The sequence below is a fragment of the Deltaproteobacteria bacterium genome, from assembly GCA_016177765.1.
Lineage (GTDB): Bacteria > UBA10199 > UBA10199 > JACPAL01 > JACOUP01 > JACOUP01.
This window is the reverse complement of record JACOUP010000008.1, coordinates 1213673-1232184: the sequence shown is the minus strand read 5'-3', so window position 1 is coordinate 1232184 and position 18512 is coordinate 1213673. Positions and strand designations below refer to the sequence as shown.

Genomic DNA, 18512 nt, shown 5'->3' with positions numbered 1-18512 from the left:
GTTCCTTCTTATGGGCCATAGTCTTCGGGTAGGTCCTACCCTTATTGGAAGGTACCACGACTGAATCGGAAACACAATGGATTTCAACTGGTTCCACAATCTTGGATTACGCCGTCCACCGCGAGAGCCCACGGATGTGCGGTCCCCTGACGTCGAGGTAAGACTTGGCGATATTTTCCAGTTCCTCGTTGGTGGAGGTAATCTCCCGGAGGGAGTTGACGATCATCTGCCGGTTGGAGGCGATCATCTGCATATCGCTATTCAGATTGGTGAGGTTCGACTGGTAATGTTCCCCCTTCGGGTTCAGGCCGGCGATTTTATGGTTGATGGCCCGCTGTTGTTTTTCGTACGCCACGAGGTGTTTGCCGATCGTGTAGGCCGCCACCAGCATCGTCTTTTTGGACTGGGCCGCAACCAGGATGAGCAACCAACCGATCGCATCGCTATTCCCCGAGGCGATCGCCTGCAGGAGTTGCTGGATCATCTTGTCGATCTTTCTCTGCTGGGCCCGGGTCTCCCCCATCCCGGACATGATCCCCAGGCTGTAGCTCCCGCCGTAGGAACTGCTGAAAATATCCATCGATCCACCGGAGGCGGTATACATCAGCCCCCCTACCGATTCGATGGCACTGTTGACCCCGGTCAAGGCATCGTTGGCAAGGTTGACATCATAGCTGGCATTCTGCGCAAAGCCACGGTAGCCGTCTCCGTAACCCCGGACCGGCTCACCATACATCCCGCCGTACCCACCGCCGCCGCCGGAGGAAACCCCCATGCCACCACCGCCTCCACCGCCCCCTTCCACTATCTTTTCGGTTTCAGAACCACGCCCTTCAGAGAGCGGCTTGATCGCCTTTTCATGACGAGACAATTCTTCAATAGAATCCTTATCCGTAGGATCGCTAATGGCATCACTGGCGGCCTCAACAGCATCTTCATACTGGTCAATATATTTGAGTCCCTCTTGATATTCCGCCAAGAGGACCTTCTTGTCTTTAATTTCACCAGCGAGCTTTGGGTAATTTGAATCGGTTCGCTCCATTTTGCTGAGCCGCGCTTCATCAACGGCAATCTCACCCCCATCATCATCCCGCCAAAAACCGCCGCCAAGCCGCTTTTCCCCTTCCTTGAGACTCGCTTTGATATCCTCAACCGGGGCGCCATCAGGATGGCCAGTCAATCGGCTATAATAATCAAGCCCCTTTCTCGCCTCCGTCTCGAGCGTCTCAGCCCTCTTGATCACCAACGCCGCACCACTCCTTCCTTTATCGGGAGACTCCATAACCTTTAGTGCAGCTTCATCTTCTCTACTCAACCCCTCAAACCCCGCCTCCCACTGCTCCGGCTCCTGGATGCGGGTATCGCTCATCGCGGCATTGAGACCTGTTAGAAACTGGGTCTCTTCCGGTGTGAGTCTTCCATCCTTCTTCGACAAAGATTCTTGAGCCTCGGCGAATCCTTCATCAACACCGCGCCCTTCTTCAAACCCAAAGGAACTCTTGTCCCCTGTAAATTCTCCTGTCTTCTGGTTCAACTTCCAACCGAATTTCTGCGCAAACGCCTTTTGCTGGTCTTCGGTCAGGTGCTTCCACCCCTCGTGACCGACTTCATGATTCATCAGATCCAGGCCATTTTTTGTCCCCAAGAGCTTTTGCCCATTCGGGAAGAAAACGAGCACCTTCTTGCCATCCGGACCGGTCAGCATCGCGGCATGGTCATTGGCATTCTCGCCGTTTGGCTGGCTCCTAAAGTAAACAATCTCCCCCTTCTGGATCGCCTGCCCCTTGGCCGACATCTGGGCGAGATTGGTTTCATAATTTTTGGCGAGCACCTTGGCTTGCTCCGGGGTCATCGTCTTGTCGGCGGCAAATCGGATCCCTTGTTTGGCAGAGAGACTGTTTTTGGCAAGACCCAAATCATCTGCGTTATAAAGACGAACATCCGCCTTGGCCTGTGCCGCCTTGGCTTGGTCTCGGCTCATTTCATGCAGGGCCAGAATTTGCGCCGTGTTACTCTTGGCGGTACTATCCAAATTTTTGATTGTCGCCAGTTGAGCCGCTGTTCTTGAGTCGGTCGCCGCCAGCTGAGTGGAACGATTATCCACCGGTGCCTCTGCCGGCAACGTCCTGAGAGAAGATGGCGGTGGGACGGTTGCCACAGGGGCAACTTTGACCTCCACCGGAGGCGGAGGGGGGGGAGGAACATATCCCGGTTTGGCATTCGGATCGATCGGCCCACCGGCATAGTCTGGCCCGGCATCTGCCGCTACCCCCGTCGATACGGTACTATCAGGAGTCACCGCCGGAGTGGCCGTCGCATCAGCCGCCGGTGCCACTGGCTCCCCTGGAGCAGGTGGCGGAACAGGTGGTAAAGAAGGGGGAATTGGATCGGCCATAAAAGTGTTCTCCTCTAATAGGTTCGTTCTTGTCCCTGAATAGAACTCATTCTACCATAATTATCGGGCCTCTAGGAAGGTCAAGTTGCGGTAGGAAGGGAATTTTGTCGTCTGGGGTGACTAGACCCCATAAACCCAAAATTATGAGGTAAACATGTAATACGAGGCCCGTCGGGCGCGACGGTCAGCGAGCTGTCGCTGGTCCTCGCGGGCATCCCTGACTTCACCCTGATAAAGATTCACGGCACTGGCCAAGGCCTGGAGGTTGCCATTCAGGAGCGTCTGGACCGATTCCAGCTCCCGGTACCGGGCCTGGTTTTCCTGTTTGGAAAGATCGATCCTCCCCATCGCCCGGGCGACTGCCCGCGACTTGTCCTGGGCGGCGGCACGTCCACGGTTGAGCGCCTTTTCGCCGGCGATCATCGTCGCCGCATGACCGCGGTTATTGATCGCCAGCATCCGATCCACGGTAGTCTCGTCCCCAGAATCTCTGGCCATCTGGTTTAAAAGGGCTATCAGCATGGCGATCGCCCGGCGGCTGACCCGGTCGGCATTCAGGTCCAACGCGTCGCCAAACCCGTAGAGGTACCCCCCCCCAAAGAGATTGAACCCAAAGAAGGAGGCAAAATAACCGACGGACCCCATCAGGTTGGTGACCGAGTTGACCAGTTCCGTACCGAGGGCGACGTCATAGGTCCCATTCTGCATAAAACCACGGTAACCATCCCCGTAACCGCGGATCGGCTCGTCGCCATAATAACTTCCCCCTGCCCCGATCCCGTCATACGGCCTGAATCCGCCAAAATCCGGCTCCCGGCCAAGGAGGGGGTCGGTAGAACCGGAAGTGCCTGTTCCACTGCCCGATCCAGTAGCATCCGTTGTTTCCGATGGGGCTAGGCCTGCCGTTTTACGGATGTCAAAACCATTGTAATGCGTTGCCCCTACAGTGACCCAAATCTTCTTTAAAAGATCATCATCCTTGATATCAGAGACACCTGACCCAGGCCGAGTCCTTAACTGAGTCATCGCAGGAAGAATTAGTTTGTTATAGAGAGAAACAGCTTCCGGTTCTGTCAGGGTACTGTCCAAATTAACATCCACGTGGTCTTTAACGATCGGCGGCGTACTTCCCCCATCCATTTGATAAACAGCTGAAAGACGCGGGGTCTTGGGAATCAACCCGGCCTCCTGACGAACCTCATAAGCGGAAGGGCGATAAGTATCGCTCACCACCACAACAATTTGTTCGAGAATATCCTCATCCTCCATGCCATCAAATTCTGGAAAAGTTGCTACACCGCCAACTTTTTCTCTGGCCTTTACCAAGGCGTCTTTAATAACTCCATCATTGAGCGCCACTGCTTCTGCTGGTGTGAGGGTTGAATCGGTGTTGATTGCCACATCCTTCTTGCTGAGATCCTTTCCGGCGGCTGTTTTAACAGCTACGGTGGGATCTAATGGTTTGCCGGTCGCTATTTCCACAATCTTTGGACCCCTGTACTGATGTCTAGGATTTTTATCACTCGTAACAATCAGGTTACGGAGTATTTCGTTTCGTTTTTTATCCGGATACTTCGAAGCGAGCTTGTCAGCCGCCTCATTGAGCTGACGAAGCGCATCATCCGCCTCTTTCTTTGATAAATCTTCCTTGTCATCAAATTTGAGTCCCTTGAGACCAGCAATTCCTTCGACCTTTTCATAACTACCAGAACTCACATCATAGATCTCAGATTCTATTCCTGAAGAAGGTGTTCCCCTCCCTGAAGCACGAGCCCCACCGGTAGAAGCTTTGGCACGTGCTTTCTCTGCGGCACTGACACGATCGAAAGTTTCTTTGAGTTCCCATCCGGTAGCAATAGGACTACCATCCAGAAATAGATTCACTTTACTTAAAATATCGCGGCTTCGCGGATCTGGAATAGGTTGAATGCCAGGTATAGCTGGGTCTGTGTCGTAATTATCGAGAAAGCCGATCATCCCGGCGTAAACCTGACGAGCCTCATCAAGGGTATCAATCCCAAGATTTCCTTGATCATCAAAGTCAATTCCCCCATCCATTTCAGCGGACGTGCCGTCAGGGGCTTCATAAACAACTTTGATAGTTTTCATTGCCATAAACTTACACCCTTCTCCTCACTAAAATTATCGTCCCAGAGGGGGGTCAAGTTGCCCCTGATTAAATATTTATTGATATGCTATAGATACATAATTATATACTAATTATCATTTATTATACTACAATTTAATCTACTGATAGCTCTCCTATTTCCCTCTCCTTACCCAGACCTCCCCCTCACCCCCTCCTTGGTAAGGAGGGGAATTAAGTATGGTTCGACTTGGCTCACCATGTCCTTCTTACCGTGGCCCCGAAATTTGTACCCGGGAAATTCGTACCAGGTACGCGTGGAACCTGTTGGATGAGAATGACAAAAAAGGCTTCTTGACTTAACATTACTTATAATGTAAATAATAGTTATAATGTCGTCTAAAACCATCTCCATGACCTTGGATGAAAAACTCCTTGCCGAGCTCGACGAGCTCTGTCAGGAAACAGAAAGAAAAAGGTCTTCCCTCATCGCCAATGCCATCCGGGCCTACTTTGAGGAATTATCGGATATGCGGGAAGCGTACAAGAGGTTCCATGATCCAAAGGAAAAACCGATCTCTGAATCGGAATTGAAGGCAAGACTTGACCTACCTGATTAAATACGTCCCCAGCGTTGAAAAAGATCTGAAAAAACTCCCGCGAGAAGTCGCACAAGAGGCGATCAGGCTGATCCAGGAGGAGATCGCCAAAGACCCTTTTCGGGGACGACCTCTTAAAGGAAGATACAAAGGCCTGTGGAAATACCGTATCCGCGACTGGAGAATCATCTACAACATCGAAAAAACAACCCTGATCATTCTTGTCCTGCGCGTTCGACACCGAAAAGATGTCTATGAGGGGATTGTCTAAACCACCGGTGCCCGGTACACGTTAAAGCTATTGAATTATATTGTAAATTTATTCGTAGAGAATACCAAGCGAGAGAAGAGGATTTTTGGGAAGGCCTCGACAGGCTCAAAAATGGTCTATTTTACTATAGACAGATAATTATCAAAAATGATAATCTTCTGTATATGGATATTATGGCCCGATTATGGGGAGAGAAGCGTCTTTTTTATACGCTGGAGGAGTTCTCCAGTTTACTGAACCTCCCCACCCCTTCGGCACGGGTTTGGGCCAGCCGGAAGAAAAAGGCTGGGGAACTGTTAAGTCTCCGCCGCAATCTCTATCTCCTTCCGGGACGATGGCAACAGGTCAGCGAGGAAGAACTTTTCCGACTGGCCAACATCATCCAGACCCCCTCCGCCATTTCCTTCCTAAGCGCCCTCTCCTACCACAACCTTTCCACACAAATCGGCCCCTCTTTTGTTGATTCGATCAATCCGGTACGGAGCCGGTCGTATGACGTCAACGATGTCACCTTTCGCTACTTTTTCTGCAAAAAGGATTTTTTTTTCGGTTACCAAAGAGAAAAAGGGTTCTTCATGGCCGAACCGGAAAAGGGGCTTCTGGATACACTTTATTTCGTCTTTCTCGGACGTTATGCCGTTGATAAAAATGCCCTGGACCTCAGAAAAATCCGTTGGGGCCAAATCGAAAAATGGCTGAAACGCTACCCGTCACGGTTTCAAAAATACTGCAAAAAATGGAGATCCGTCTATGAGAGACCAAGAACGTCATGAAGAGTTCGAAATGCTCACCTTGGAACAGATGAGGAAGGTCAAGGTTCTCGATCAGTTGATCTTCGGCGGAGGAACCATGCTCCGCCTCTGTTTTGATCTTCCGCGCTACTCGATGGATTTTGACTTCTACCTCAAAAAAGAGCGCAGGGACTTTTTGCCATGGGTGGACAAGCTCAGCCAAGCCTATCGGGAGATGGGGGCTACCATTACGGATCAATGGGAAAAACACTACTCCTTCCTGTGGGAAATCCGTTCCCCCTCCTACCCCCGAAGGCTCAAAATCGAAATCCGCAAGGTCCCGGATCAGTCCGGCAAAACCGAACTGGGGATCGCGCATTCCCACCATTCGCCATTTCAGGTCCGGCTACGGATTTTAACGCTCGAACAAATGTGGCAAAATAAGGTGTCGGCCCTCGTGGAACGCCGTGAAATACGGGACGCCTATGATCTTGAATTTTTGAGCCTCCGAAAGGCCGGAAATTTTAAAACCCTCAAGGAGACCCAAATCACACAACTGGCCAAGGTTCTCGATTCGTTTTCGGAACAAGATTTTCGTTCAACGTTAGGGGCGATACTGGAAAAAGAAGAAAGAGAGCGGGTTCTGGACAGTCGCTTCTCCTACCTCCGGTCGCAGATACAGGCCTCCCTACCCGTTTGAAGAAACCGCCAAAAACCGAATCACCTTCTCCAGATCCGTCACCATGCCGAGGGAGTATTTCTCCATCTGGCCGGCAATGAGGGTGATGCAAAGAAAGAGGACCAGGACCCCCAGATAGCCGCGGATCGTAAACCCCATCTCCCAGACGTTGATCGCCGGCGCCACGCGGTTCATGATCCCGAGGATCAGGTCGGTGATGAAAACGCAGAGCATGACCGGAGCCGAAAAAGCGGCCGCAATGAACAGGACCTGCCCGGTCATCCGGATGATCTGATCCGCCATCGCCAGAAAATCAGGCTGGGCCTTGGGGAATTCCAGAATCGGCAGAAGGGTGTAACTCTCCATCAGGGTTCTGAAAAAAAGAATGTGCCCCCCCACGGAGAGAAAGATGACAATCCCCAGCTGGATATTGAAAAGCCCGAAGAGAGAGGTCTGCTCGGACAGTTGCGGAATCAGGAGACGGGCCTGCGCCGCCCCGCGCTGGTTGTCAATGACCGCCCCGGCCGCCTCAAACCCCTGAAAGACAATGCTGCCGGCAAAACCGATCAGGATCCCGTAGAACGCCTCTTTGACAAAAAGAAGCATAAGGGTCACCGGATCCTGCGGCAGATGCCCCGCATGGGCGGGGGCCAGAAAAGGGTAGAGAAAAATCAGAAGGGCAACCGCAAGCCCCATCTTGATCTGGGCCGGCGCCGGCTTGCCTGTCAAAAACGGGATGGTCAGCGTCACCATGACCAGACGGGTCATGATAAGGCCGGCAAAGGTCATCATAAAACGCCAGTCGACGTTAATGCCTAATTGATGGGTTAATTGGTTCATTTCACGTACAACGGGAACGATTCCAAGAGAGAGCTGGCAAAGGAAACCAGCTGGAACAGGGCCCACGGGCCAAAGATCGCCATCGTCATCATCACCGCCACCAGTTTGGGGACAAAGGTCAGCGTCTGTTCATGCACCTGGGTCGTCGCCTGGACAAGGCTGATGACCAGCCCGATCGCCATCGCCGCAACGACCGGCGGTGCGGAAAGGATCAGTGTGAGGTAGAGGGCCTGTTTGGCGATCGCAATTGCGTAAGATTCCATTACATATACCCCATGATCAACCCTTTGGCGATCAGATGCCAGCCGTCCACGAGAACAAAAAGGAGCAGTTTGAACGGCAGGGAGACGGTGATCGGTGAGATCTGGAACATCCCGAGCGAGAGCAGAATGTTCGTCACCACCATGTCGATGATCAGGAACGGCAGGAAGATAATAAATCCGATCTGGAACGCCTCGGTCAGTTCGGAAATCACAAAGGCGGGGATCAGCACCACAAAATCCTTGTCCCCCACCTCTTCCCGAAATTCAGCCGGTCTCATCTTTTTGGAGAGCGTGAAAAAGAGCGCCCTCTCCTTTTCATGGGCATTCTTCAGGAGAAATTCCCGCACCGGCTCCTTCCCCTTCTTGACCCCTTCGAGCAGGACATTCACCGAGGCCTGCGAAAGAATCGGCTGATTGGTTCCTTTCTGGATAATATCCCCGCTCACCTGGTAGACCTGCAGGCCGACAGGGATCATGATGTAGATGGTCAGGATCATGGCCAGCCCGGTGATGATCGGATTGGGAGGGATCTGCTGGGTCCCCATGGCGTTACGAATCAGCGACAGGACCACCGCAATCTTCACAAATGAGGTGGTCATCATCACCACAAAGGGGATCAAGGAAAGACCGACGAGAACCAGAAGGAGGACAAGGGGCCGGGAAACCGCCTGTTGCGTAATCGATTGATCCAGCGGGATCTCCGCCTGGGCCAAAAGGGTATCGGCCCGAAGAAAGAAGAGCCCTGTCAACAACCAAATTTTATTCCATCTCATTTTTTTCAAACTCCCCCAAGAGCTGAACCGAGTGATCCCCTGTCCCGACGAGGAGGTATTTCTGGGCCACTTTCAGTAAATAGAGAGTCTTCCTCTGCTCCAACGGAAACCGCTCAATCACAGAGATCCGGCCTTTCTCCTGCCGAAGGGAGAATCTCCCCTTGCCCAGCCGGGGCAGGAACCACTTCCCAATAAAAAGGAGGGAGAGAACCAGAAGACCCAAGACACCGACCATCTTGACAAAGAGCCATCCAAAACTAATTGGGGCGGCAACTGCCGGTAGGGTGGTAGGTTCCATCATTAGATCATCCTGAGGATGCGGATGCCGATCTTTCCTTCCACATCCACCAATTCCCCCTTGGCCACGACTTTTCCGTTCACGACAACATCCACCGCATCGCCGGGTCCCTTGTCCAGTTCAACCACCTGACCCATCTTGAATCCCAAAAGTTCTTTCAAGTTTACCGTCTTTCTGCCAAGGACAGCCACCAAAGAGACCGGGACATCTTGCGTTAATAGCAGGCCCTCGGGGACTTTCTTCACCTTGGGTGAACCAGCCTTTGCCGGTACCGGCACTGGTTCCTTTTGGAGATCGACCTGTGTGGGGTCGTCGGTTACAATCTCCTCCTTTTCCATCTCTTCCAGCGAAGATTCCAACTCGTTCAAGTAGGGATCGTCTGCCGGGTCCCCTTTTTTATCCTTCATAAGTCTCCACCACCTTTTCCAGCCGGACCATCAGCTTCCTCGGATGATCGGACCTATTACTTGCCACGATTGGAGAGAAAATGCCAATCCTTTTAGACCCTTGACCGGCGTGAATGATGACATCGCCAGCAATCCCCCTTTCCGGCGCAAACTGGACAGTCGTTTCATCCAGGAGGACCACGTCCCCCGCCTCCAATTTTTCAATATCCGACAGGGCCAGGGAAGTTTTTCCGGCCTCCGCCCAGATTTGGGTCTTGAGAAAACCCAAGCGGTCCATCCTTTCCAGAAGGGAATCCGCCTCTTTTTCCGTCATCGGCTCCCCGGCCTGACTGTCCAGTTTTTGAATGAGGGAAGAAGGGAGGATCAGACGGACAAAACGGTTCTGATCGTTGAAATTAATTCTGAAGAAGAAAGAGGCGACAGGATTGGGATCTTGCCCTGGAGCGGCCACGGCTGTCTTTTCCGTCTCAAACCGATCGAGGCGAAAATGGAGCCCCATCGACTGACCATACTGGTCCAGAAAGGAGAGTATTTTCAAAAAGAGGTAGGAGAGGACCCCCTGATCCATCTCGGTCGGTTTTTTATCAGTGACCCCGATCCGGGAAGGGTCTGCTTTTTCGTGGCTACCCCCTAAGAGACAGTCAATGCAGGACGAGGCGAGCGAGGGATCAATCTCCAAGAGGATACGGCCCGGCGCCGGGGAAAGGGTAAAGAGGACAAAAACACCGTGGGGGTTGACCGAATCCATCACCTTCCCGAAGGGGGCGATTTCCGCCTTGCGGAGAGAGAGGGAAACCGGCAGGCCCAGATGCCCCAAAAGAAGGGACTCCAGCCCCCTTTTGCAATTTTCGTCAAAACCGAACTTGTCGAGCGAGCGAAAGAGTGTCGAGAAAAGTTGAATTTCCTGGCGTGAAACCTTGGGCAACCGTTCAAAAGGAAAGGGGGAAACTTTCACGGGGTCATTATAACATCGATCCCTTCAACTTCAATCCCTTTTTGTGCCAACGCCGCTTGTAAAACTTTCCGGTTTGATTCGAAGAGCTGTCTCACCTCGGAAGAAGAGGTGGTGAAGGTGGCCCGGAGTTTTCCCTGCGCTGAAGAAACCTTGAGTTTGAGCCCGCGGTAGATATTCTGGTGCAAGGCGACCTCCATCTCCTTCTCTCCGCCAGGCTTTGTCAGGATCCGGACATATTGCACAATCTGGTCCAGGACCTCTTTGGAAAGCTGTGTCGGGTTGGTGCCAGGAGTCGGCTTGACCTCACCAGAGGCCTTCAGGCTAAAAGACGACGGCCCTTGCCCAACCGGAGACAATTTCCCCTCCGGTTTCTTGACCAGACTGCGGCTGATGATCTCGCCAAAGCTCCTTCCCTTTTTCTGTCCCTGGCTCATCGATTCACGGCCGCCGCCGGTGGTGTCTCTCTGGGTCTTGCCGGTCAGGGCCGAACGGGCAATAACCTTCTTTTCAGCCACCTTTGCCTTCTGACCGGTAATCTCGCTTGGCTTTTCCTCTCTCTTTGCGGATCGGTCTCTGTCCCGCTCCTTGAATTTTCTCTCCTGATCCTTCCCCTCACGATCCCGCGAGGCTTCACGGATCGCCTGTTCGGTCGCCCCCTTTTTGGTGTCCAGGTTTGGGTCCGAAGAATGCTGGTCCGGCGACAGTCGGCTTTTCGACTCGGTCAGAAAGGTCTCAAACGGCGTCTTGACCGACCGGGCCGGATCATTACTCCTCGAGGGAGACTTGGAGATATCGATCTTCTTTTGATCGCGAACCGCCGGATTGTCCTTCGGGTAATCATTGATACGGGTCATAGTTGTTCCTGTCTTAATTGATGGATCAGATTCCCCAATTCATCCATCTCCCTTTCTTCCTTCACGTTGATCGCCCTTTCCACCTTCTTCCACCAAAGGGCCTTGTGTTTCTCCATGATCCGGAGTTCCTTGGCGGCATCCACATAATCCCTTCGAGCCCGTTTGACGGCTGTCTCCGCACCCACAATCACTTCCTTCTGGTCCTCAATCTCTTTTTCCTTTTCCTTCTCTTCTTCCTCCAGGCGCCTCAGGTAATTGATGTGGGCCTGTGAATCCCTGACGGCACTGACACCGGAGGCAATCTTCTGATGGAGCTTCTCACGATATTCTTTCCTCTTCCGAACAATCTCCTTTTTCTCTTCTTTGAGCCTTTCCAGTTTCTTCTTTTCTGCCTCCAGCTTGACAATCGCCCTGGCCAGCGCGATCTCGGCCTTTTTTTTGGCCCGTGACTTGATCTCCAAAAGCGGCTGAAGCCTGTACCGGACCTTGGGCATCGGTTATCCGAAGATCCCCTTTAACTGCCCCACCGCCTCTTCAAAACCAATCTTTTCATCCACTAACTGTTTGAGGAAGTTGTTCACCTCTTCGATCTTCTCGATCGCATAATCCACCTTGGGATCGCTCCCCGATTCATACGCCCCGATCAGGATCAGGTCCCTCTCCTTTTCATAGGCGGCGACCACTTCCTTTAGTTTTCTGGCGGCCTCCAGGTGTTCGGGGGTGACAATGCTGCTCATCACACGGCTGATCGATTCAGAAACATCGATGGCCGGGTATTGCGCCCGATTGGCCAGTTCCCGGGAAAGCACAATATGGCCGTCCAGGATGGAACGGGTCTCATCGGCGACCGGTTCATTCATGTCATCACCCGCCACCAGGATTGTGTAAAAGGCGGTGATGGAACCTTTATCGGAATTGCCGGATCGCTCCAGGAGACGAGGCAGTGTTGAAAAAACGGAAGGGGTGAACCCCTGACGGGCCGGCGGCTCACCGACAGCGAGCCCTATTTCTCTCAAGGCCCTGGCAAAGCGGGTCACTGAATCCATCATCAACAAAACACTTTTTCCCTGATCACGAAAATATTCCGCGACCGCCGTGGCCACATACGCCGCCTTGGAACGGACCAGAGACGGCTGATCGGAAGTGGAAACAATCACTACGGAACGGGCAAGCCCCTCTGCCCCCAGGTCGTTTTCGAGAAAATCGCGGACCTCTCTTCCCCGTTCACCGATGAGACCGATCACGTTGATATCCGCCGTGGTATTTCTGGCAATCATGCCGATCAGGGTACTCTTCCCGACACCGGCCGCCGCAAAGAGACCAACCCTTTGCCCTTCCCCACAGGTGCAGACCGCATCGATCGCCTTGATCCCGACGGAAATCGGTTCCGTGACCCTCCGCCTCTTTAAAGGATCCGGCGGTTCCTGATAGACCGGATATTCCGTCTCACAGGCTCCACCCAAGGGTGCTCCACCCAACGGTCCTTTGACATCTTCATCCAGAGGGTCGCCGAGACCGTTCAGGATCCGGCCCAAGAGATGCGGTCCGACCTTGACGGTCAGAGAATTCCCGGTCGGAATCACGGCACTTCCCGGAGCGATCCCTTCCAGATTAGCAAGCGGCATTAAAAGGACCTCGTTCCCCTTGAAACCAACCACCTCCGCCTTGATATTCTCCTTGTCAGCACGAGTCTCGATATAACAAAGCTCCCCCATCCGGACGCCCGGCACAACGGCACGCGCCACAAGCCCGACGAGCTCGGTCACGCGCCCCTTGACCTTAAAGGAAGAGACTTTGGAAAGGTCCTTGTGAAATTTATCGAAATCAATGACGCCCATATACGGATTTACAAGCCGAGGGCCTTTTTGATGGCGGCGATCTGGTTCGGTAGCTGGGCATCGACCGTTCCTGTCTCGGAATCGACGACGCAACCGCCAGCGGCAATCAGGGGATCTTCCCGGAAGGAAAGAGACTGTGTCTTGTCAAGGAGGCCCATCAACTCACCCTCCTTGGCCCTGAGGAAACGGAGGTCCTCAGGATTGACACGAACAACGATTTTCTCTCCGATAATCTGGGAAATCGCCTGGCGAACCACACCCACCACAGCCCCCTTGGCCACCTCCCTGCCAAGAATTTTACCAACAATGGCGTTTACCAGTGTAACAATTTCCCCTTCAGACTGCGAGAGCAATTTTTCATGCGTAGCCTCGGCACGGGCCAGGGTCTCCGTCACTTGGGCCAACCCTTCCTGATGCCCTTCTTCATATCCCCGCTTCTTCTCCGATTCATAGTCCCTTTCAGCTTGGGCCAGGATCTGACCAACCCGCTCCTGAACCTTGTGGGCCTCGACCGAGGCCTCGGCAAGGAGACGGACCGCCTGCGACTCCGCCTCGAAAACCCCCTTCTTGAGGACCGATCCCAATCGATCCAAACCGGTTCCCCCGGAGGGTCCGACACAATCGATCGCCTTGGTCGGCCCTAATTCTTTTTCCAGATCGTTCCCCTTGATAATTTTGGTCATGCCGCGTCCTCCTTAAGAATCCTCGTCTCTTCCCAGTCCGATGAATTTCTCCAAGGGTGGTTCACCCAATAGTGATCAACCTTCGCTTTTTGCGCCAGCCGGGCAAATCGTGAAATAACCTGATCTTGGAGTTCTTTTCTCTTCTCATCAGACGCTCCAGATGAGGTATCACCGAATGCCTCCAGGATCATCCTCTTCAGAAGATACCCTTGTCGGGGAGGCATCTTCTGAACCAACGCCTCGGACCAGTCCAATTCCTGCCGGGTCACTGACCTGGCTACCACGGAAAAACCGATCTCCGTGAAAAAATCTTCCGGGGCCGCTGTCTCCAGCGGAAGGGCAATTAGCGCCATCTGGGCCTGCTTTCTCGTCTCCGGATCGACAACCCCTCCCTCTTTCATCCTCCGTTTTAGCTCACGGGCATCGTCGGCGGAGAGACGGGAAAAAAGAAAGGTCAAAACCTTCGAGGAGGCCCCCTGAAAGAGCTTGCGGCACTCTTCCTGCCCCAGATCCCAAAAGAGACGGTAAAGATCACTACTGGAAACTGAGGCCAGGTGCTGGAATGAAAACCGGCTCTGTTTCTCTGGCTGGACCACCACAAAACGGGATTCTAGAATTTCTTTCAATCGCTCTGATAACTCTTCCGGGATAAGAAACGCCTGCCCCATCTTGGGGAGAGATTTCCGTACCTCAGGATCGATATTGGCCAAGAGGTAGGCCACCTTGTCACTGGGGAGATAGCGGCAGAGGGCCCCAAGCATCCGAGGCGACTCCCCTTTCAATTTCTCCAAGATCCAGCCGGGGTGGATATCCCTCAAGACCGACAACCTCCTTTTGGCCCTAAACCCGGCCATCTTCTTGACCACCTCTTCAGCCGTTACCGCCTCACCCGCCTGAACCCACTTTATGACTTCCGGTGTCAGGAGTTTTTCAGTCTCAGGAGAGGCAAAGCGGAAAAGCTCCAGCGCCTTGTCTCCTTCCTTCTGGTAGGCCACGTAAGCCAGCATCAATTGTTTTTCCGATAACGACATCTTTAAGTCTCCTTAAATTACCCTTGGGTGAATCACCCCTGGAAGTTTGTATTCCAGAGGGTCTTATGAGCCGTGTTCACCTGCTCAAAAACCTTGCTCGTCAACTCCATTTCTTGGGCAATCTGATAGACCCCGGCCTGCATCGCCAGGAGTTCGGAAGGGCTGAAACGGCGTCCCGACATCGCAATCTCCATGATCCCCTCCATCTGGAGCTGACCCCGGTTCACCTCCGCCAAAATATCGCCAACCTTCCCGTTACTCTGGATCTGCTGATCCGGCTGAATTTGGGAAGGGTCGAGCTGGACCTCGGTTGCCTCAACCGACTTGATCGTCGGCATATTTTCCTGACCCAGTCCCATACTCTGGACAAGTTCGGTACTCATCTTCTGGTTCTGTTCCAGGACTTGGGAAAAGAGGAGGACATCCTTCCCTGAAGGACCGGTGGCCCCGCTGATCGGACCCTCGGCATTCTTTGGCAGGATCTGGTTGACCAGTTTGTCTAACCCCTGGGTTGCCGCGCTGGTTGTCTTGCCGGTTTCACTCATTGACCACTCCCTCCCCCTTGGGCGGACCGCCCCTGGGCGGATTGCTCTTGAGCGGATCGCTCTGGCACCGACTTATCGGCCGGCGTTTTGTCCGATCTCACTTTCAGATTAATCTTTCTATAGAGCAGTTCCAGGGCACGGGCATGAAGGCGGGAGGTCCATGACTTGGAGAGCCCGATCTTTTCCCCCGCCTCTTTCAGGGTCTTGTTTTGAAAGTAATACATCTTGATCAGCCGGCGTTCCTTCTCAGGAAGCGATTCAATCGCCTCCTTCATATGTCTTTTAACTTGCTGAAATTCGGCGCTCTGTTCCACGTCCTGGGCCTTCTTATCCTCCACCTCCATATCCTCAGAGGCATCGAGCGAGATGACATAAATAGAGGCGAGTGAATTGACTGTGTCATAAAGCTCTCTGACCTCTTCCTCGGGAATCGGCTTTCCTGTCGCTGTCGCTTTCTCCGTCATGTATTGCAGGTATTCGTTGGAGGCCTGTTCAAATTTAATTTTTGCGTAAAGAGAACGGGGGATCCAACCGGTTTTTCGCAAACCGTCGTAGATCGCCCCTTTGATCCGGTAATAGGCAAAGGTCTTAAAATCAATATTGAGGGTCGGGTCAAACCGTTTGGCCGCCTCCAGCAGTCCAAGCCGGGCATTGCACATGACATCGTCAAAATCGACGGAGGAAGAAAGGGTCTGGATGACACGACCGGCAATAAAAGAGGCGTAAGGGAGATATTGCTCGATCAACCGGTCTCGCTTTTCGAGCTCCTTCTGCTCTTTCTTCGTCAGAGGTTTTTTGGCCTCCGGTTTTTGGGAACCCTCTTCTTGGGCCTTTAAAGTCATGTTACCCCCTCGGGTGAATCACCCTTGGGTGAATCACCCTTCACAGGATCTTATTGCAGGATCTATGCCAGTTTTATCGTTAGCTCTTAGCGAATAACTAATTGATATTAATTGATTTTTAATTCGATCAGAAACGGAGGCGTCTCTTACTAGGGGATAGAGGCGGTTTTTTGGGGTCTTGAGTCCTCAGCTACTAACCGTGTTGATACCACCGTTTTCCATCTGGTGGGCCACCCCATCGAGCTGGTTCGCCAGTTGGGCCAAAAGCGGGGGGGTTTTCTCTTCGACGCCCGGGGGGGGGCCTATCTCAAAGGAGGCGGCCGCTCTCATATCATCACGAATCCCCCGGACCAGATCTCCAAGCCCTCGACCGGCAAGCCTGACAATCTCACTCTTCTGGGCACCGGTATCGGGAATTACCGCAGGGGAAGAGGAGGATTCACCGTAGACATTCCCTGCCCCTCCTTCTATAATCCGAAGCGGTGGTAAACTTCCTCCCGTTTTGATCATCGGATCATCCCCTCCGGGTGTTGAGCCATGACGTTCATCGTATCCTGTTTTAAATTCAAGACAGACATCGCCTCCGTATCAATACCACCCGCTGCCGGTCCCCCGGATCCAACCACACCCCCCGTAGAAACAGGCCGCGCCAGATAACTGACCCCCGTATAGGAGGCCGGAGCGGCCCCGCCTGAAAAACCGGGAAATTGTGGAGCCATCGGCTGTGGCGGGTTATTTTGGAGATATTGTTTCTCCACACGTCTCTGCTGGGCCATACTTCCCATGGTGTACAGCCCGGCACCCCCAAAACCGGCAATCGCCGCCGGTGGAAAAAACGGGGCCGCGGCAAAACCGACAGGGGACGCAATCGCCCCCAGACCCCGGATCAGACTCCCAAAAAACCCTTTCCGCGGCGGAGGGGGAGAGGCATCATGGACCTTGGACTCAAATTTTAACCGGTTTGGATCAATCCCTGAGAGGTTCATAAAATTAACGAGATCCTTTCAATGCTATTATCGGTCAACACCCCTACCCCAGTTTCGCCGTCTGTTGGTTTGTTGACGCCGACCTTGCCGCCCCCCCTCCGCCGCCAGGGAGGAACCCCTGGGCCCCACCCCTCGGGGCCTCCAAGGGAACAGCGGTCACCGTAGCCGTCTGGGCCTTCTGTTTCAGCCGGTTGACCCGGACGACATTGATAATCAGAGATAGCGAAAGAATCATCAGGGCAAACAAGCTGATCAAGGCATAAATCTTGAACCGGGCGGCTGAAGCTTCATCCATCCGAAGGCCGGCGATATGGGCCCAAGAGTAATTCACCCCCTCCTTTTCATTCCGGACAGGGGCCGCCCCAGGGACTGAAGGGACCGGACTACCGGCAACAGCCGACTCCCCGGCCCCCATCGGGGCCTGGGTCACAATAACGGCAACATCGTTGGGATCCATGTTGGGGATTGAATTGGCAACAAAACGCTGGACCTTTCCCTCCGTCAGGATACCGGCCTGCTCCCCGGGGTAGGTCCGGACGATCACCGAGGCGGTCGGCCGTTTCTTCTCCCCTTCCATCAGTGAAAATTCATTTTCCGTTGGGATATTCAAGACGACATCAGAATCGACCACGCCCGGAATCTTGCGGAGGGAATTGATGATTTCTCCCTTGAGGGCCAGCAAAAACCGGGCCCTTTGCTCATCCGGTGTCGGAACAAGCCCCTTTTCCTTGTAAACCCCGGAGAGGCCCAACTCACGGCGTCTGGGGAGGTTATTCTGAACCAGAAGTTTCCTCGCCTCGGCAATCGTATTGGCGGGAACCACAATTTTCCAGCTGACATCCTGCCCGGAGATCTCCTTTTCCTTCTTGGCCTGGATCCCATTCCGCTGAAGGATGACCAGGATCTCGTCGGCATCCACTTCCATCAAATTATGGTGCAGGTCGGCATCGGCACAAGCGGCCAGAAAGAAAACAACAAGAAATCCTAAAAGGAGCCTTTGCATATCATCCGCTAACTCCGGGAAACGTTCGTCTCCGGCTTGGGTGACTCACCCCTGGGTGAATCACCCTTGAAGGAAGGTTGAAACCCCTTTTGGACCGCATCCAGCAGGGCCTGGGCAAAACCGCCTGATTTCCCTTCCGGATCCAAAGAGGCCGCCTTTTTAAGCTCATCCATCGCCTCCTCTTTTCTCCCCTTAAAGAAAAGGGCCTCCCCCATATAAGAGTGGGCAAAGGAACTATCCGGCTTCAGACCGAGGGCTTTCTTGTAGCACTGGATCGCCTTGTCGAATTTCCCTTCCGCAAAATAGGCACTCCCGATAGCCACGTGGGGGACCTCACTCTCCGGGGCAAGGACAGAAACTCCTTCGAAGACCTCGCGGGCTTCAACAAACCGCCCCATCCCGAGATAGATATACCCCGATTCCATCATCACAA

General features: G+C 53.3%; 23 protein-coding genes. 4 read left to right on the top strand and 19 right to left on the bottom strand.

Going from position 1 to position 18512, the window contains the following annotated elements; all coding sequences use genetic code 11:
* Positions 1–106 precede the first annotated feature (106 nt).
* Positions 107–2335: a hypothetical protein gene (locus HYS22_08475; protein ID MBI1910187.1), complete on the bottom strand. Its 2229-nt coding sequence runs from the start codon at positions 2333–2335 to the stop codon at positions 107–109.
* 201 nt (positions 2336–2536) lie between these two features.
* Complete coding sequence (locus HYS22_08470) at positions 2537–4504, bottom strand: hypothetical protein (protein MBI1910186.1); 1968 nt, start codon at positions 4502–4504, stop codon at positions 2537–2539.
* 369 nt (positions 4505–4873) lie between these two features.
* On the opposite strand from HYS22_08470, the gene HYS22_08465 reads away from it, so the two are divergent.
* The 4 genes from HYS22_08465 (at position 4874) to HYS22_08450 (ending at position 6782) form a co-directional block, all read left to right on the top strand.
* Entirely contained in the window at positions 4874–5101 is a 228-nt protein-coding gene (locus HYS22_08465) for a ribbon-helix-helix protein, CopG family (protein ID MBI1910185.1), read from the top strand.
* The gene (locus tag HYS22_08460) at positions 5085–5351 is read left to right on the top strand and encodes a type II toxin-antitoxin system RelE/ParE family toxin (GenBank protein MBI1910184.1); all 267 of its coding nucleotides are present in this window, start codon (positions 5085–5087) and stop codon (positions 5349–5351) included. The genes HYS22_08465 and HYS22_08460 overlap by 17 nt, the downstream gene beginning before the upstream one ends.
* Positions 5352–5524: 173 nt before the next feature.
* Entirely contained in the window at positions 5525–6124 is a 600-nt protein-coding gene (locus HYS22_08455; GenBank protein ID MBI1910183.1) for a hypothetical protein, read from the top strand.
* On the top strand, positions 6102–6782 hold the full coding sequence (locus HYS22_08450) for a nucleotidyl transferase AbiEii/AbiGii toxin family protein (protein MBI1910182.1): 681 nt from the start codon (positions 6102–6104) through the stop codon (positions 6780–6782). The genes HYS22_08455 and HYS22_08450 overlap by 23 nt, the downstream gene beginning before the upstream one ends.
* On the opposite strand, the gene HYS22_08445 is transcribed toward HYS22_08450, so the two are convergent.
* The 17 genes from HYS22_08445 to HYS22_08365 all read right to left on the bottom strand — a co-directional run bounded on the left by HYS22_08445 (position 6771) and on the right by HYS22_08365 (position 18510).
* Entirely contained in the window at positions 6771–7601 is an 831-nt protein-coding gene (locus tag HYS22_08445) for a flagellar biosynthetic protein FliR (GenBank protein MBI1910181.1), read from the bottom strand. The two genes, HYS22_08450 and HYS22_08445, sit on opposite strands and share 12 nt — an antisense overlap.
* Positions 7598–7864, bottom strand: a complete 267-nt coding sequence (gene fliQ / locus HYS22_08440; GenBank protein MBI1910180.1) for a flagellar biosynthesis protein FliQ — start codon at positions 7862–7864, stop codon at positions 7598–7600. The genes HYS22_08445 and fliQ overlap by 4 nt, the downstream gene beginning before the upstream one ends.
* On the bottom strand, positions 7864–8637 hold the full coding sequence (gene sctR, locus HYS22_08435; protein ID MBI1910179.1) for a type III secretion system export apparatus subunit SctR: 774 nt from the start codon (positions 8635–8637) through the stop codon (positions 7864–7866). Before sctR ends, fliQ begins: the two co-directional genes overlap by 1 nt.
* Positions 8624–8938, bottom strand: coding sequence for a flagellar biosynthetic protein FliO (locus tag HYS22_08430; GenBank protein MBI1910178.1), 315 nt, complete (start codon positions 8936–8938; stop codon positions 8624–8626). The genes sctR and HYS22_08430 overlap by 14 nt, the downstream gene beginning before the upstream one ends.
* The gene (locus tag HYS22_08425) at positions 8938–9342 is read right to left on the bottom strand and encodes a FliM/FliN family flagellar motor switch protein (protein ID MBI1910177.1); all 405 of its coding nucleotides are present in this window, start codon (positions 9340–9342) and stop codon (positions 8938–8940) included. The genes HYS22_08430 and HYS22_08425 overlap by 1 nt, the downstream gene beginning before the upstream one ends.
* On the bottom strand, positions 9332–10297 hold the full coding sequence (locus tag HYS22_08420) for a hypothetical protein (protein MBI1910176.1): 966 nt from the start codon (positions 10295–10297) through the stop codon (positions 9332–9334). The genes HYS22_08425 and HYS22_08420 overlap by 11 nt, the downstream gene beginning before the upstream one ends.
* Entirely contained in the window at positions 10294–11151 is an 858-nt protein-coding gene (locus tag HYS22_08415; protein ID MBI1910175.1) for a flagellar hook-length control protein FliK, read from the bottom strand. Before HYS22_08415 ends, HYS22_08420 begins: the two co-directional genes overlap by 4 nt.
* A complete protein-coding gene (locus HYS22_08410) occupies positions 11148–11645 on the bottom strand; it encodes a hypothetical protein (protein MBI1910174.1) in 498 nt (165 codons plus the stop codon). The genes HYS22_08415 and HYS22_08410 overlap by 4 nt, the downstream gene beginning before the upstream one ends.
* A 3-nt stretch (positions 11646–11648) precedes the next feature.
* Complete coding sequence (fliI, locus tag HYS22_08405) at positions 11649–12989, bottom strand: flagellar protein export ATPase FliI (protein ID MBI1910173.1); 1341 nt, start codon at positions 12987–12989, stop codon at positions 11649–11651.
* Between the two features lie 8 nt (positions 12990–12997).
* Complete coding sequence (locus tag HYS22_08400) at positions 12998–13672, bottom strand: hypothetical protein (protein ID MBI1910172.1); 675 nt, start codon at positions 13670–13672, stop codon at positions 12998–13000.
* Positions 13669–14703: a hypothetical protein gene (locus tag HYS22_08395; GenBank protein ID MBI1910171.1), complete on the bottom strand. Its 1035-nt coding sequence runs from the start codon at positions 14701–14703 to the stop codon at positions 13669–13671. The genes HYS22_08400 and HYS22_08395 overlap by 4 nt, the downstream gene beginning before the upstream one ends.
* A 32-nt stretch (positions 14704–14735) precedes the next feature.
* Entirely contained in the window at positions 14736–15248 is a 513-nt protein-coding gene (locus HYS22_08390) for a hypothetical protein (protein MBI1910170.1), read from the bottom strand.
* Entirely contained in the window at positions 15245–16090 is an 846-nt protein-coding gene (locus HYS22_08385; GenBank protein MBI1910169.1) for a sigma-70 family RNA polymerase sigma factor, read from the bottom strand. The genes HYS22_08390 and HYS22_08385 overlap by 4 nt, the downstream gene beginning before the upstream one ends.
* 186 nt (positions 16091–16276) lie before the next feature.
* Positions 16277–16600: a hypothetical protein gene (locus HYS22_08380; protein ID MBI1910168.1), complete on the bottom strand. Its 324-nt coding sequence runs from the start codon at positions 16598–16600 to the stop codon at positions 16277–16279.
* Positions 16597–17076, bottom strand: a complete 480-nt coding sequence (locus HYS22_08375; protein ID MBI1910167.1) for a hypothetical protein — start codon at positions 17074–17076, stop codon at positions 16597–16599. Before HYS22_08375 ends, HYS22_08380 begins: the two co-directional genes overlap by 4 nt.
* A 43-nt stretch (positions 17077–17119) precedes the next feature.
* A complete protein-coding gene (locus HYS22_08370) occupies positions 17120–18079 on the bottom strand; it encodes a hypothetical protein (GenBank protein MBI1910166.1) in 960 nt (319 codons plus the stop codon).
* A gap of 8 nt (positions 18080–18087) precedes the next feature.
* On the bottom strand, positions 18088–18510 hold the full coding sequence (locus HYS22_08365; GenBank protein MBI1910165.1) for a tetratricopeptide repeat protein: 423 nt from the start codon (positions 18508–18510) through the stop codon (positions 18088–18090).
* Between the last annotated feature and the right edge of the window lie 2 nt (positions 18511–18512).

What these genes read in the sequence shown, in the direction of transcription:
- fliQ (MBI1910180.1), bottom strand. Translation starts at nt 7,864, where the DNA reads ATGGAATCTTACGCAATTGCGATCGCCAAACAGGCCCTCTACCTCACA.
- HYS22_08425 (MBI1910177.1), bottom strand. Translation starts at nt 9,342, where the DNA reads ATGAAGGATAAAAAAGGGGACCCGGCAGACGATCCCTACTTGAACGAG.
- HYS22_08375 (MBI1910167.1), bottom strand. Translation starts at nt 17,076, where the DNA reads ATGAACCTCTCAGGGATTGATCCAAACCGGTTAAAATTTGAGTCCAAG.
- HYS22_08430 (MBI1910178.1), bottom strand. Translation starts at nt 8,938, where the DNA reads ATGATGGAACCTACCACCCTACCGGCAGTTGCCGCCCCAATTAGTTTT.
- HYS22_08370 (MBI1910166.1), bottom strand. Translation starts at nt 18,079, where the DNA reads ATGCAAAGGCTCCTTTTAGGATTTCTTGTTGTTTTCTTTCTGGCCGCT.
- HYS22_08380 (MBI1910168.1), bottom strand. Translation starts at nt 16,600, where the DNA reads ATGATCAAAACGGGAGGAAGTTTACCACCGCTTCGGATTATAGAAGGA.
- sctR (MBI1910179.1), bottom strand. Translation starts at nt 8,637, where the DNA reads ATGAGATGGAATAAAATTTGGTTGTTGACAGGGCTCTTCTTTCTTCGG.
- HYS22_08390 (MBI1910170.1), bottom strand. Translation starts at nt 15,248, where the DNA reads ATGAGTGAAACCGGCAAGACAACCAGCGCGGCAACCCAGGGGTTAGAC.
- HYS22_08450 (MBI1910182.1), top strand. Translation starts at nt 6,102, where the DNA reads ATGAGAGACCAAGAACGTCATGAAGAGTTCGAAATGCTCACCTTGGAA.
- HYS22_08395 (MBI1910171.1), bottom strand. Translation starts at nt 14,703, where the DNA reads ATGTCGTTATCGGAAAAACAATTGATGCTGGCTTACGTGGCCTACCAG.
- HYS22_08415 (MBI1910175.1), bottom strand. Translation starts at nt 11,151, where the DNA reads ATGACCCGTATCAATGATTACCCGAAGGACAATCCGGCGGTTCGCGAT.
- HYS22_08470 (MBI1910186.1), bottom strand. Translation starts at nt 4,504, where the DNA reads ATGAAAACTATCAAAGTTGTTTATGAAGCCCCTGACGGCACGTCCGCT.
- HYS22_08465 (MBI1910185.1), top strand. Translation starts at nt 4,874, where the DNA reads ATGTCGTCTAAAACCATCTCCATGACCTTGGATGAAAAACTCCTTGCC.
- HYS22_08455 (MBI1910183.1), top strand. Translation starts at nt 5,525, where the DNA reads ATGGCCCGATTATGGGGAGAGAAGCGTCTTTTTTATACGCTGGAGGAG.
- HYS22_08410 (MBI1910174.1), bottom strand. Translation starts at nt 11,645, where the DNA reads ATGCCCAAGGTCCGGTACAGGCTTCAGCCGCTTTTGGAGATCAAGTCA.
- HYS22_08445 (MBI1910181.1), bottom strand. Translation starts at nt 7,601, where the DNA reads ATGAACCAATTAACCCATCAATTAGGCATTAACGTCGACTGGCGTTTT.
- HYS22_08385 (MBI1910169.1), bottom strand. Translation starts at nt 16,090, where the DNA reads ATGACTTTAAAGGCCCAAGAAGAGGGTTCCCAAAAACCGGAGGCCAAA.
- HYS22_08400 (MBI1910172.1), bottom strand. Translation starts at nt 13,672, where the DNA reads ATGACCAAAATTATCAAGGGGAACGATCTGGAAAAAGAATTAGGGCCG.
- fliI (MBI1910173.1), bottom strand. Translation starts at nt 12,989, where the DNA reads ATGGGCGTCATTGATTTCGATAAATTTCACAAGGACCTTTCCAAAGTC.